Source organism: Paenibacillus xylanilyticus, from assembly GCF_047246825.1.
Classification (GTDB): domain Bacteria; phylum Bacillota; class Bacilli; order Paenibacillales; family Paenibacillaceae; genus Paenibacillus; species Paenibacillus xylanilyticus_B.
The window spans coordinates 181,077-194,593 of record NZ_JBFOLB010000007.1 but is presented as its reverse complement, the minus strand read 5'-3'; the positions used below and the strand labels follow the sequence as shown (position 1 = coordinate 194,593).

At 42.1% G+C, this 13,517-nt stretch carries 14 protein-coding genes; 8 read left to right on the top strand and 6 right to left on the bottom strand.

The window, feature by feature from the left end; translation table 11 throughout:
* Positions 1–24: 24 nt before the first annotated feature.
* The 4 genes from AB3N00_RS27245 to AB3N00_RS27230 all read left to right on the top strand — a co-directional run bounded on the left by AB3N00_RS27245 (position 25) and on the right by AB3N00_RS27230 (position 4,585).
* Positions 25–1,635, top strand: a complete 1,611-nt coding sequence (locus tag AB3N00_RS27245; protein ID WP_413037354.1) for a TnsD family Tn7-like transposition protein — start codon at positions 25–27, stop codon at positions 1,633–1,635.
* Between the two features lie 45 nt (positions 1,636–1,680).
* Positions 1,681–1,857, top strand: coding sequence for a hypothetical protein (locus AB3N00_RS27240; protein ID WP_181429897.1), 177 nt, complete (start codon positions 1,681–1,683; stop codon positions 1,855–1,857).
* A 61-nt stretch (positions 1,858–1,918) separates the two neighbouring features.
* Positions 1,919–3,379 carry a hypothetical protein gene (locus AB3N00_RS27235; RefSeq protein WP_110821651.1) on the top strand — a complete coding sequence of 487 codons (1,461 nt, stop codon included), beginning with the start codon at positions 1,919–1,921 and terminating at the stop codon, positions 3,377–3,379.
* Between the two features lie 693 nt (positions 3,380–4,072).
* Complete coding sequence (locus AB3N00_RS27230) at positions 4,073–4,585, top strand: cysteine hydrolase family protein (protein ID WP_413037372.1); 513 nt, start codon at positions 4,073–4,075, stop codon at positions 4,583–4,585.
* A gap of 221 nt (positions 4,586–4,806) precedes the next feature.
* On the opposite strand, the gene AB3N00_RS27225 is transcribed toward AB3N00_RS27230, so the two are convergent.
* Positions 4,807–5,457: a nitroreductase family protein gene (locus AB3N00_RS27225; protein WP_413037353.1), complete on the bottom strand. Its 651-nt coding sequence runs from the start codon at positions 5,455–5,457 to the stop codon at positions 4,807–4,809.
* A gap of 120 nt (positions 5,458–5,577) precedes the next feature.
* Between AB3N00_RS27225 and AB3N00_RS27220 the strand changes: the two genes are divergently transcribed.
* Positions 5,578–5,943, top strand: a complete 366-nt coding sequence (locus tag AB3N00_RS27220) for a MerR family transcriptional regulator (RefSeq protein ID WP_413037352.1) — start codon at positions 5,578–5,580, stop codon at positions 5,941–5,943.
* A 10-nt stretch (positions 5,944–5,953) separates the two neighbouring features.
* Here the strand turns inward: AB3N00_RS27220 and AB3N00_RS27215 are convergent, their stop codons facing one another.
* A complete protein-coding gene (locus AB3N00_RS27215) occupies positions 5,954–6,928 on the bottom strand; it encodes a helix-turn-helix transcriptional regulator (protein WP_413037351.1) in 975 nt (324 codons plus the stop codon).
* 88 nt (positions 6,929–7,016) lie between these two features.
* Here AB3N00_RS27215 and AB3N00_RS27210 point away from each other — a divergent pair, with 88 nt between their 5' ends.
* Positions 7,017–7,460 (top strand): VOC family protein, encoded by a 444-nt coding sequence (locus AB3N00_RS27210; RefSeq protein ID WP_413037350.1) that lies wholly within the window; start codon positions 7,017–7,019, stop codon positions 7,458–7,460.
* A gap of 188 nt (positions 7,461–7,648) precedes the next feature.
* On the opposite strand, the gene AB3N00_RS27205 is transcribed toward AB3N00_RS27210, so the two are convergent.
* Both AB3N00_RS27205 and AB3N00_RS27200 read right to left on the bottom strand, forming a co-directional pair.
* Positions 7,649–8,125 carry a DMT family transporter gene (locus AB3N00_RS27205; RefSeq protein WP_413037349.1) on the bottom strand — a complete coding sequence of 159 codons (477 nt, stop codon included), beginning with the start codon at positions 8,123–8,125 and terminating at the stop codon, positions 7,649–7,651.
* Between the two features lie 12 nt (positions 8,126–8,137).
* Positions 8,138–8,572 carry a DMT family transporter gene (locus AB3N00_RS27200; RefSeq protein WP_376768950.1) on the bottom strand — a complete coding sequence of 145 codons (435 nt, stop codon included), beginning with the start codon at positions 8,570–8,572 and terminating at the stop codon, positions 8,138–8,140.
* Between the two features lie 187 nt (positions 8,573–8,759).
* Between AB3N00_RS27200 and AB3N00_RS27195 the strand changes: the two genes are divergently transcribed.
* Entirely contained in the window at positions 8,760–9,599 is an 840-nt protein-coding gene (locus AB3N00_RS27195) for an AraC family transcriptional regulator (RefSeq protein WP_413037348.1), read from the top strand.
* A 127-nt stretch (positions 9,600–9,726) separates the two neighbouring features.
* The gene (locus AB3N00_RS27190) at positions 9,727–10,320 is read left to right on the top strand and encodes a TetR/AcrR family transcriptional regulator (protein ID WP_413037347.1); all 594 of its coding nucleotides are present in this window, start codon (positions 9,727–9,729) and stop codon (positions 10,318–10,320) included.
* A 129-nt stretch (positions 10,321–10,449) separates the two neighbouring features.
* On the opposite strand, the gene AB3N00_RS27185 is transcribed toward AB3N00_RS27190, so the two are convergent.
* Positions 10,450–12,393, bottom strand: a complete 1,944-nt coding sequence (locus AB3N00_RS27185; protein WP_413037346.1) for an NAD(P)/FAD-dependent oxidoreductase — start codon at positions 12,391–12,393, stop codon at positions 10,450–10,452.
* 321 nt (positions 12,394–12,714) lie between these two features.
* A complete protein-coding gene (locus AB3N00_RS27180) occupies positions 12,715–13,494 on the bottom strand; it encodes a PHP domain-containing protein (RefSeq protein ID WP_413037345.1) in 780 nt (259 codons plus the stop codon).
* Positions 13,495–13,517 lie beyond the last annotated feature (23 nt).

Sequence of the window (13,517 nt, the reverse complement as noted above, 5' to 3'; positions counted from 1 at the left end):
AACATAGGAAGGAAAAAAGAGACCATGATCAACTTTCCTACTCCTTTACCGGATGAATTATTATACAGCATTTTTGCTAGGTACCATGTTAATTCTGGAAATGAAAATAATAGAAAAACATTATTAGATCTATTTTCTAATTCAAATGTTTCTGCTACAACTGCTTACTCTGGTTATCTTCATACGTTAAACACTCACATACCAGGGAGGGCAATACCTATTGTGTATTTATTGGAGCATCACACGCTAATTCCATATTATCGTCCCTTTATTCAAGAAGCTCGATTTAATCGAATATTTTACACGTTGGTACACTCCAATTGTCAACCTATTTATATGTGGTTAGGACTACCTCCAAGCGGAGTAGAGAGGCCTCTTTTTCTTAGGTACTGTGGTCAGTGTGTTTCAGCGGATCGTTTAAAGGTTGGTGTTGCTTACTGGCATCGTTCTCATCAACTAACTGGTGTTTCGGTATGTGTTGAACATCAGTGTTACCTTTTAGATTCTTCGATTCACTATGCACAAAAAGGAAAGAAACATGAGTTTATACCACTAGAGTCTATACTTCCAGAAAATATTCCGCTTCCTCTCGAAGGAAGTAATAAGGAAGTTGATATTGCTCAAAGATCTATTGACCTTTTAACAATGACTTATGAGCCACTGGGGCTTGAAGCAGTCAGAAAATACTACCTGTACAAGCTTCAAGATATGGGATTCCTAACTGCTGGAGGAAACATCAGATTTATGGATCTTATTCCCCAATTCAACTCCTTTTACGGTTCGACTTTTCTTATAACTTTAGGCAGCACTTTAGATATAGGTAGTCAGTGTACATGGCTGCACAAAATGTTGAGGAAGCCTCGGCACGCAACACATCCCTTACGACATGTTCTAATGCAGTATTTTTTAGATATGAGTATGAGAGATATAGTGGAAAGAGATCAATACAATAAAGTTAATGCTTTCGGCATTGGCCCGTGGCCCTGCTTAAACAAGGCAGCATCCCACTTTGGGAGCAGAGTAATTGAATCTGTCCGTGTGACAAGGTGTTCGGACACCTCCAAACCTGTTGGCACGTTCCAGTGTAACTGTGGTTTTATATATTCACGTAGAGGGCCGGATCAATCTGAAACTGATATCTTTCGAGTTGGCAGAATTAAGCAGCTAGGTGCCGAATGGATGGAGAAGTTAAATGAGTTATCTTTGAATCCTGCTTTGAGCTTACGAGAAAAGGCCAGAAGGTTGGGGGTTGATCCCGGAACCGTCAAAAAATACTTGAATTATTCAGAGTCAGCTAAGGATTGTTCAAGTATTAATCGAAGTATTCGTCACAAACCTAAGCGTCAAAGGAAAAATTATGGTGACAAGAGAGTGCCATACCAACGTGTAGATTGGAAAAAAAGAGATGAAACTTTAGCGCAGAATATTGAAAAAACGGCTACTACATTGAAAACAAAATACAATCGTCGGATATCACGTTCAATAATAGTACAAAAGCTTCATTGTACGACGATGATCCACACTAAACGAGAAAAATTACCTCTTAGCCGGGCGAAGCTTGAGCAGGTAATTGAAACAACGGAACAGTATCATGAACGTGTTCACTCTTTGAGAGAAAACAAAGTGAGTATTTAATTTATTATGAGAAAACATACTTATTTATAGGAGATGAAGGGCTAGATGATATTTGAAATTACCGATGTTATGCTTGAAAAGATACGAGAGTGGGATACATGTAAGCCAACTGATGTTACAGGAGCAAAATTTGCTTATACATTCATTCCTACAGGAAATGGTCTATTCATTCAAGTTGAGTGTGATGTTTGTAAGAGAAAGTTGTCATTCTCTGACTTATAATTTAAGCTTGTTTAGGCTGAATAAGAGAACCTTTGATAATTACCCTAAAGGAGGAGTGACATTGATTAAGTTTGTCATGATTAATAAGAAAAATAATCAATTTAATTTCTATACCTATACAAATGAGATTATGAATAAACTACAGATTGAGCTAGGGTCCAATGGATTGGAGTTCTATTTAAACAAAGAGATTATACGTAAAGCTACCTTCGAGTATAAACATACAGAATTCTTAATTAATTTTACTGTTGTAGCTACGTCTGAGACATTTCAACTTAAAGTAGATATCAATCTACCAACTAAGGATGTTTCAAGTCTTGAGTTGCATGATGTGAAGATAAAGATTAAAGATTTGATGATTGGAGATTGGGAACAATGTGTATGGTTGGAAGACAGCCAGTCCGAACTTTTTGCAGAAGAGTTGTATAAGAAAGTACATAATGTAGAAAATTCTCTTAGGAGACTTATTAATAGTATATTGTTTTTCAAATTAGGAGGAGACTGGTGGGGAAAGTATATGCCGGTTGATTTAATAAACAAGTATAACCTAAGAAATGACCAGTATAGACGTCGAACTCCTAGTTTTGACAACATTCATACCAATTTAATGTCTATTGATACAGCAGACTTAATACTCATACTAAGTTACAAAACCCATAAACTACGAAAAGATAGTATTTTTAGAGACGAAGATATAAATCCATTTGAAGGTTTCGCAGAACCAGAGAATGCACTGTCCCACGAAGAAAAAAAGAAACTAGTACATTTCCAAGATACGATGAATAGCATCCTTTTCAACTCGAAATCAATGGACAAGCTACATCTTAACTTAATCCAAGTATTGAAGGATCAAATGGAAATAGACAAAGATTTTTGGGAAGATTATTTTTGTCCGTGGTTTTCATGTGATTTTAGGAAGTTCAGTGGTCTGTGGCAAGAGTTTACCGCTGACCGAAACCACGTCGCACATAATAAACTTATTGATGTAAAATTGAGTGATAAATTCCACAAAAGTATGACTGAACTTCAAAAGCTTATTTCAGAAGCTGAGGGAAAATTTGCTACATATACGGAGAGCGAAGCAGCCAACTATTTGGAGGAAATAAAGGTTGAGGCTAAAGAAATAGAAAGACAGCATGCTTTAGATTGGAGAGAACAAGTAGAAGCAGATGCAGGTATCAACATTTTAGATGATATTGAGATTATTGAGCAATACCAAGAGTATATAACTGACGCATTGAATGAAATAAAAGATAATTTTTATTATCGTACAGATATAGAAATTATCTATTCTGAACCTGATCTTAAAGAAGAGTGTGAGATTCTAGTAATTAAGCATAATTTAATTGGGAATGAGTTAAAAGTTAGAGTCTTCCCTAATATTGACTCTTCAGAAGGAGAAACAAGTACAGTTACATTACAAGTAATATCCAAGGGCTTTAAAGGTACTTTCAGACTTCATTATACGAATGGGGAGGCAGTATATAACTCTGAGCAAACAACATATATGCCATTAGTTTAGGGATCATTGGAATGCAGAATCAGACCTCTTGAAAATGAATAAAGTTATAATTTCGTTAATAAAGCAACACTTTCCTGAAATTACGGAAAGTGAGTTAGCAGATGTATCTTGTAAGAATTGTCATTCCTATTCATTATATTATAGTGATGAATTATCGGAGGCAGAGGAAGAGGGTCGATTCACCATAGGAAGATGTCTTAAATGTGGCACGTATAATACATTAGGTGTTTGTATGAGCTGTGATAAGATCTTAAACCAAGAGGGCTATGGACTATGTAAGAGTTGTGACGAATATGTCGATTCTCAATGAAGTAATCAAGTGATTATTTGAATTGGTAAAATAGGGTTATTATGGGTTTACCAACTATAATGTAACTTTTCAATATGGAATAATTTCATTTACCAACTATAATGTCATTGTAATTTAAGTCAAAGCGCTGAAAAAGTGCGATATTACGCGATTTTTCATTTACCAACTATAATGTCACTGAACAGTTCGAATAATAAAGTAGTAAGATTAATAAAGCCTTTTAACAAAAAAAAGTTATCTAAAAGATGATATGACTTAGTCATATCATCTTTTTTAGTTATATACTGAACGTAAGGTTTTTGATTATTGAATTGACAGTAAATCGTACAATCTCAAACAGTAGAATGAATATACTTATTTCAAAATGAAAGAGGTTAAAAATGATGGGGACTTGTGCAGATGTGTTAATTGTTATCGATTTACAAAATGGCGTTTGTTACAGTGGAGATCATTTGTTTGACTTGGATAATTTACTCAGTAGAGTAAATAGCAGAATTAATTTATATAGAGAATTACATAAACCAATCCTTTTTGTTCAACACTGTGATGAAGAATTAGTACCTGGGGAAGAAACATGGGCTATTCATACCGATCTGGACGTTCAAGAGCAGGATTTTTTTGTGAGGAAAACACATGCGAATTCGTTTTACAAAACGAACTTAAAAGATCTTTTAGACCAATTGGCTGTACATCGTATTGAGTTTTGCGGTGCCCAAACAGAATACTGTATGGATGCTACAATTAAATTTGCTCATGGATTGGGATATGAGAACGTTATGGTACCGAAAGCAACCTCTACGTTGAATAATCCATTTATGTCTGCAGAAGAGACGATTGATTTTTATGAAAATATATGGAATCATAGATTTTTAAAATGGATAGGAGAAGAATCCTAAAAAGAACGATTATTTAAAATCCATATTTAGAATTCTTCAGCTAAGCCAGCATTAAACATCTTTATTCTTTTATACAATAACATCTAAGTAATGTAGTTAAGGGTCCTGATGACATAAAATATTGTCATTAGGACCCTTTTTGTTATGAAAAAATGACGAGTTCTGTTTCAAGAGATTATAAACATTTCCTCCATACTCCTGCCATTCTTGAGAATATGTCATTATGCCCAAGTCGCGATCGTTTGAACCGGGAGGCGATAGGAAGGATAGCCTTCTTTGGCTGCTTTGCCTATGGAGATCAACATCACGGGTTGGAACCGTTCTTTGTCCAGGCCGAAGACTTCGGCGATCTGGTCCTTATCATAACCGGCCATTGGGTTGGTATCATACCCGTGGGCACGGGCAACGAGCATGAGCTGCATGGCAATGAGGCCTGAGTCGATGAGATTCATATCACGCAGATCAGATGGGCTCATGCTCGCATAATAAGGTTTCGCCTGCTGCATCTGCATTTCCTTGATGTCTTGTGGCATATATCCAAGTTCCACTGATTTACTGAAAATCTCGTCCATATATTCAATGTTGTTAGCATCATAAAATACGGCAATAACAGCTGAAGAGGTAAGGGCCTGCGTTTGATTGAAGGAGGCCAGTGGTGCAAGCTTCTCTTTACCTTCAGCACTATCGATGATAAGGAAACGCCACGGTTGCATGTTAATGGCAGAAGGAGCCCTGGAAGCTTTCGCTAATATTTCAGTCATTTCCTCGCGGCTGATTTTCACTTCGGGGTCGTAGACTTTCACGGAATGACGTTCCAAGACGATTTTATCAAAATCATTTGTTTTATTAAATTGGCCAGTAATTGTATTCATGTAGATATCTCCCCTAAATCATATTTGTGAGTTGGATTAAAGCTTCAATCCGTCTCACTATGAGGAGTGTAAACTATAAAGTATACTTTATAGCAAGAGAAAGAATCGAGGGTGATCCATATGAAGATTAGTGAAGTAGCCAAAATAGCAGAGCTTCCTATATCAACTATTCGATATTATGAAAGTATAGGAATTATCACGGATGAGTATGTGCTTAGAGACCAGAACAACTATTGGAAATATGCACCAGGTATCATTCAACATCTGGAAGTGGTCAAACAATGCTTGGCTGTTGGTTTTACAATTCAAGATTTACAATCCATGATCTCAAAAAACGGGTTCTCCAAAATGGAACAAACCTCCATTATCCAAGAGAAAATATCAGAAATTGAAGAGGCTCAAAAGAAATTGGAAAAGTCCAAACAAAATCTGTACAACATTCTTGAATCGGATATTACGTGTGAGGATGGGTTTGGAAAGTATTAAATCACGTGAATTAAACATGATCCAGCAAATCCAGATAATACTGTCTTAGGGCGTCCTTCAGACGGGCGGGCTTCACAATCTGAATGGATTTGCCATAGCCCGCAAGATATCGAACGATAAAATCAAGCTCTTGGGGTTCGTACGAACCAACAAGATACGTCTGTCCCTTACTCTCTTCAAGCTTCATCGATGGAAAGTGTTCCTGTTGAAAAAGCTCCATCCCCACTTCGTCAATCAGGCATTGAAATGGAATGGCTTGCCCGGATGGCTCCCAGAGGGAGTGGGTATCCTGTAGGTTGAGTTCCTTGATATGGGCTAAGGGTTCAATGTCCGTAACTTCTGGCGATGTCATTCGATCACATCGGAAAACGCGGTATGCATCTTTGCTCAGATCATAAGCCTGGCAATACCAGTAGCCTTTCATGGCATAGAGAGCGATGGGTTGAATGGTACGGATACGGGGTGTGGATATGCTCGAATATGAGCTTTTATCCTTTCCACTGGGACGACTCGAATATTTAATCTGTATCACTACATTCTGGACTGCAGCCATCAATAGAAACTCCAGGTTTTCACTATCCTTAATTTGTTCGGTGTGTTTGAACGAAACCCGGTGCTCTATGTTTTCAATATCCTGCCTTTGTTTGTCGGATAACGCGCTCATAAATTTCTCGTGAATCGTACGGAACGTAGCCTGAAAAGGCAAGTTGGAAAAGCTGCGGAGGGCCTGCATGGCAAAATAAAGGGCATGCAGCTCACCCGTGTTAAACGAGATGGGAGGCAGCTGCATGTGCTGAAGCAGACGATAACCGCCATACCGACCATACTCCACATAGATGGGGGCGCCGAGCTCTTCCAATGATGAAATATCTCTTAGCGCGGTTCGCTTGGATATCTGAAACTCCTGCATTAAATCTTGCAGAGTAAACTGCTGTTTTTGATTGATAAAGCGCAGCATCTGGTTCATGCGTTCTGATTTTTTCATTATAGAAGCCTCTCAATGGTGCCATGGATTGGCACCTTTTATTGTTATAGTGATAAGTGTAAACCAATCGAAACAAGGAGGCAAACCAATGAATTTTGAAGTAATTCCATTTTTGTCGATGAACGGGGACGCGGCAGCTGCCATTGCATTCTATGAGGAATATCTGGGTGCCAAGGTACTCTTCAAGAAAAATTATAAAGAGATGAAGGAAATGAATCCGGGTTTCGAATACCCTGCTGGCCAAGATGAATTTATTACGCATTCGGTGCTGGAAATTGGGGTCAACAAGATCATGATTGCCGAGGACGCAATGGACACGGAGAGACCGTGGCAGCTGGGAAACAGCACGTCCCTATGTATTCAATCCAAGGATAAAAGTACAATGGATCAACTATATGCTTCACTTGTGCAGCATGAGAATGTGAAGGTACTTGTGCCTTACGAACAAAATGAATTTAGCCCGGGGTACGGTATTGTGCGGGATCCGTTCGGGATTGCGATTCAGCTCTGTGTGACCGTACATGATTTCTAAAAGACATAAGGGATGAGCTCCACTCACTCGGTATGTAGACCATAATCAATAAGCAACAAAAAAGAAGAGCCATTGATCCCAATGTGCTCTTCTTTCTTTGGTTTCTTTATAAGTGGCATTCTATTTAAGAACGTTCAAGCAATCTGAAGATCACTTAGTCGAACCGGATACCGAAGTGTACCAGTCATTTATTTGCTAAGCGTTGCCGATTGAGCTTCATCATGTTTTTCACTGAAAATTAAAGCCAGTGCAGCCAACATCAGTACGAGGGATACAGCCCGCTGCCAGGAGAATTCAATGAACTCACCACCGAAAAGGCCCATGGCGTCGATAATAAACCCGGCAACAATCTGACCCACAATGGCCGTAAGGTTGGCAGGGGTCACTCCTAGTTTATTCACGGCCAGGGTGGACAAGAACAGATATCCGAAACCCAGGAAAACCGCAGAGAGCTGCAATTTCGGTGCATGAAGCAAGTCGAGCAGATGTCCACTGCCAAAAAAGTTGATCAGTACGGCCAGAATCAGTGTGCCTGAAGCGAATGTGAAAAAAACCGTCTCCAGCAAGCCGATATTTCGGCTAATGGTACCATTAATGGAGGACTGTGCACTAAGCACAGCTCCACCAATCAAAGTGACGACAACAATTAATAAACCGATGCCCATCGTAATCCTCCTCTAGAATAAAGTAAGAGCCAGCGCGCCCAGCATCAGTACCAAAGCGGCGATTCGTTTGCTTCCTACCGGTTTGCGACTGCTGCCCAGCCATCCGTAATGATCGATCAGAATACTGGTCACCATCTGCCCGACCACAATGGCGATCATGGAGATACCTACACCTACAATGGGAACACCAATAACCAATGTAAGCAGGTAGGTAACCCCGAGCAAACCACCAAGCAGGTTCCACTTCGGAAACTTGGTGATGGCAGAGAGGTTTCCTTTTCCGAAGAAAATTAACAGAATCAGTGAAATAATCGCACCCATGAAAAAATTATAAAAATCAGCTTCCAGCGTACCGACTTGTTCTCCAAGCTTGCCGTACAGTGCGCCTTCAAAGCTTAAAAGAGCTCCTGTTGCAATGGCGATCATATAAAAAATCAGCTTTTTCAATCGATCCTCGACTCCTTGAAATGTGATGGATTTACAGGTGCATGACTCATCATAAAAAATTGGGTAGGGGAAGACAATGAAAGATCTTGCTTTGTTTTTCTGAAAAATTATAGATCTTGCTGTGGCAAAAGGGGTATATTAGTACAGCTAGAGGAGAATCATGCACGGATGAAGGGAAGATACAACAATGAGTAAGACAAGAAAAGAAACATCCTCCCGATTGCTGTATATAGGCAAAGTGAACGGCAATCCCAATTGGAACTTTCCAAGTCACATGCATGAGGATATCAGTGAAATGGTGTATGTGTCTGATGGAGAAGGAATTATTAAAATTAATGAACATCCCTATACGGTCAAAAAAGGCGATCTCCTAATCTACAACCAAGGTGTAATTCATGAACAATGTACCTCTCCCGTCTGTCCACTCAGTCTTTATTATTGTGGAATAGCCAATATCTATTCGGATGGAACGCATACCGAACATTTAATTTCCGAAAACGCATCTCCATATATCCAAACCAAAGCGTACGCTGGCAGAATCGGCGAGCTGCTTGAGTTCATGTATGAGGAATCCTCCAATCAAAAGACGGGATACGAGAAGATCTGTGAGGGGTTACTTGATGTACTGCTTGCCTTAGTTCAGCGGTTGGTTCAACCCAATGCCTCAAAAAAACAAGATTCGGATCATCTTGCCGTACGGATCAAGGAGTATCTGGATGAGAACTACCTTCAACACCTGAAGCTCCAGGATATCGCTGCACACTTTCACATGAACCCATACTACCTATCTCATGTGTTCAAACATAAGTACGATGATTCCCCGATCCGTTATATTGTCTATAGAAGAATGGGGGAAGCGAAGCGACTGCTGAGCACAACGGACATTAAGGTGAGTGAGATCGCACATATTCTGGGCTATCAGAATGCGAATTATTTCACCAATCTTTTCACCAACACGATGGGCGAATCGCCTACTCAATATAAGAAAAATGAACGTGCAGAACGTGTAGATCTTCAGAAAACCTGAATCTGGCGATGTGCCTCTGATGGCGGATACCACGGTCTGCTTAATTAATGCACATAGGTTATGTATAATTAGAGAAGGGCCTAATGTCAGAGGCAAGCCCTGAGTAGAGAGGGGGCAGAGGACTGGATTGCGAAAACAAGGGGTTATCGGTAAAGAGAGCAGACTTCGACTACTGGAAGCTGCGACACAGGAATTCGCGTTAAATGGGTTCTATCAGACGAAAGTAAGCTCTATTGTTGCCCGGGCGGGGGTGACACAGCCTGCATTTTATCTTTATTTTGAGAGCAAGGAGGCAGCTTTTGCAGAGCTGATTGATGGTTTTCGAAATGGGTTAATTCAGGTGGTCCGGGATAGTCATATCGAGGCAGGAAAGAACGGGGACGATCTCAAGGAGGCCGTTATTGAATCATTGGGACAGATCTACCGGTATCTTGGAGAAAATCCGGCACTAACCAGGATCGGGCTGTATCAATCTGCGGAGTCGGTGAAAATTAAAGCCGAGATTGCGGGTCTGATGGAACAAAATTTGATTGCAGAACAACAAGCCGGATATTACCGGCATAATCTCGACACGGTCTTCTTCGCTGAATGTCTGCTGGCCATTGTGGAGCGGCTCACGCTGATCAAGCTGCTGCCGGGGCACGAGTCGCCATCCAAGCTTGCGCGGATCACGCAAGATCTCTTTTTCTACGGTATATTGGACACGCGGCATCGGGATTAATATTTTATTCAAGCAGCGAGCTATGGCTACCCAATTACGTTGATCGGTTGTATTTTACGTTCCGTGATTCATTGATAGAAAAAGAGCCAGACTTCGCATTATCGAAGTCCGGCTCTTTTTGTGCTGTCTTTAGATCGCACTCGCAGCATAAAAGCCAGAGCGAACGGCAGTACCTACTTTGCCAATGTTAACGCAATCCCCTATAAGGCTTGTTTTGGATTCAAACTTGGCCCGGATCAGTTCGGCTATCGTTGTATTTTTTCTCATACCGAACGCATTAATGATGGTGTCAGCCTCAATGAATACCTTGGTACCATTGGCTTTCTCCGCATACAAGCCATTTGTTTCAAAGGAAAGGACCTTATGACCCCCGAGTATCGTAACCCCGTAACTATCCAGCATGGGCATCAGAGCTGCACGGTTAATGTACATCACGTCCTGTCCCGCTTCCGGACGCATCTCCACAATGGTGACTTTTTTGCCTTCCATGGCCAGCTCAAGTCCCAGATCACAACCTGTTAAGCCGCCACCTGTAATGACGATCTGTTCGCCCCGAACAAGCTCTTTTTGCAAATGAGCCTCAATGGCCCCAACGACATTATCATTATCAATTCCTGGGATAGGCGGGATGAGAGGGACTGCCCCTGCCCCAATGAAAATATGATCTGCCGCTTGGAGTGCCGGATCATCCGGTGTGATCTCATGATTGAGCAGTACTTGCACATGAAGCTGCTGTAACTGCCGTTCATACCAGCCAATCAATGCACGCAGCTGACCTTTGAATTCCGGCGTAGCCGCACTGGTCACCTGCCCGCCAACTGTGGCCTCTTTTTCATACAGGGTAACCCTATGCCCTTTGAGTGCGGCAACACGAGCTGCTTCCAGTCCGGATGGACCTCCACCTACCACGACGATGTTCTTGGGTGTCTCTGCCGGATCGATGGTGAAGCGTTTTTCGTTTGCTGCCTGAATGTTGACCGCACAGCTGATTTTGGTATTACGTTCAATAATGCGACCGATGCATTCCTCGTTACACCGGATACATGGACGAATATCCTCTCGCATATCATCGCGCAGCTTGTTCGGAAGCTCGGCATCGGCAATGAGTGCACGACCAAACATGACAAAGTCGGCATCTCCGGATTCAATTAACCTGACTGCGCTCTCCGGAGTATGACTGCCAGAGTTCAGGATCGGAATGTTGACCGCTTGCCGTGCAGGTCCACACATGTAATCCATACAGGCATCACCCAGATAGGCTGGCGGGAAAATATAATCGATTCTCTCGTAGGAGCCTGCATCGATATCAATGGCATCCACACCAGCCCGTTCAAGAATCTGAAGCATCTCCAGACTGTCTTCAACGGTACGACCGCCTTCGAAGCGATGATCCAGTGCGATTCGGAACAGAATAGGCATATTGGGACCTACAGCCTTGCGGATCGCCTGTACAATCTCAACAGCGAACCGCATCCGCTTCTCGGTACTGCCTCCGTACTCATCCTCACGTTTGTTCCAGATCGGGGACATGAACTGGTCAATCAGATAACCGGCATGGGCATGAATCTCGATCCCATCGAAGCCCGCCCGTTTCAGTCTGGCTGCCGAATAGGCAAATTGATCCATGATTTTTTGAATTTCCTCCACCGTGAGAGGGTGGCATAGAACCTCCGGATTGTAGATGGCAGGGATGGCTGAGGCAGATACCGGAGGCTTGCCCGAACGGTCTGGCAGCGCATTACGTCCGGTGCCGCAGCTTAACTGAGCAATGATTCGGGTGCCATAGCGCTGCACCGCATCTACCAGGTCCGTGAGCATTGGAACGACATAATCCTTTTCAACGATGCCTTCCAGCACGCCTTGAGCCAAATCTTCCGTTAGAAATTGTGCACCTAGGATGATCATGCCTGCACCACCTTTGGCCCGTTCTTCATAGTAATCAATCTCTTCAAGTGAGATCCGGCCATCGGGACCGGCAGAGTTTGTACCCATGGGGGACATGACAATTCGATTCTTCACTTCCATGTTTCCGATGTGGAATGGGGTGAACAGCTTGGCATAAGGATGACTCATGTTGTGTACCTCCTGTTGTTCTGGTTCATTCATGTACTTCATCGATAAATAGGAATGTTCATAATTTTAAGCTCAGGTTACTCGCGAGTAATATAAGTGATAAACTCATCGTAATCGTTCCGGTTCAAAATAAAAGTGAAAATAATCACAAATCTCGAAATTGGCGATGAACTTATTAATTCTGTGACGGAGCTGAACTAAGTACATGGTAATAGCGGAGTATCATACAATACACGGAGGACTTACATTATGTAACTTAAAAAGGACCTGCAGGACAGTTTCCTGCGGGCCCAATATCATTCAAACGTATCATGCAATTGACTACACTTCCTGCAAGCTGGCGGTTTCGAGCTTGGCAAGACGTTTCATCACTTTTTTCAGCATCACCGAAGCTTTCACGCGGAGAGGAAGATCGGGGGAGATTTCAATATTGTAGCTTCTGGCAAGGATTAGCTCTTTGAGTTCGGCAACCGATGCACACGGGCGATCCAAGACATTGAAGACACTGCCGTATTGCAGACATTGGTGTGTGTCACTTCCAGCCGTTACGGGTTTGCCAAGAGACTGGGCGAACGATTCAACCTGAGTTCGGCAGGTCTGGATGCCGGTTTTGTACATATCCTTGGCGTTCAAGTCGAAAGCATCCAAACGCGCAAGCAGATCGCGGTCCAGCTCATACAGGGGAGTGGATTCCCTGAAGGGGTGTGCACCAATTTTGAGCAGGGGCCAGGCTTCAGCCAGATCAAGCAGCTCGGCAAAGGGGATGAAGGACCCCTTGGCTGTATAATTTTCCAGGCCGGCACGAACGGCAAGAATATGTTCTTTTTGACCCATCAGCAAAATATGTCCTGTCTCCTGAATATCCACTTCCATCCCGGGAAAAATGAGGAGTCCGTCCGCATCATAATATTCCCCGTTGTAAGGGTAGAGGCGATCCAGTGTCTCATAGACATCGTAGAAGTGCCGGGTATTGAAATGTTCAGTAAGTGCGAGGGCGTCCAGTCCGCTGGCTTTGGCCTCGGTGACCATTTCGGTGAAGTAATCGACGGAGAAATCAGAGTTTTTGGATAATTTGCCGTGGGTATGAAGATCAATACGCATATGAGACACTCCTTTTATTCCAT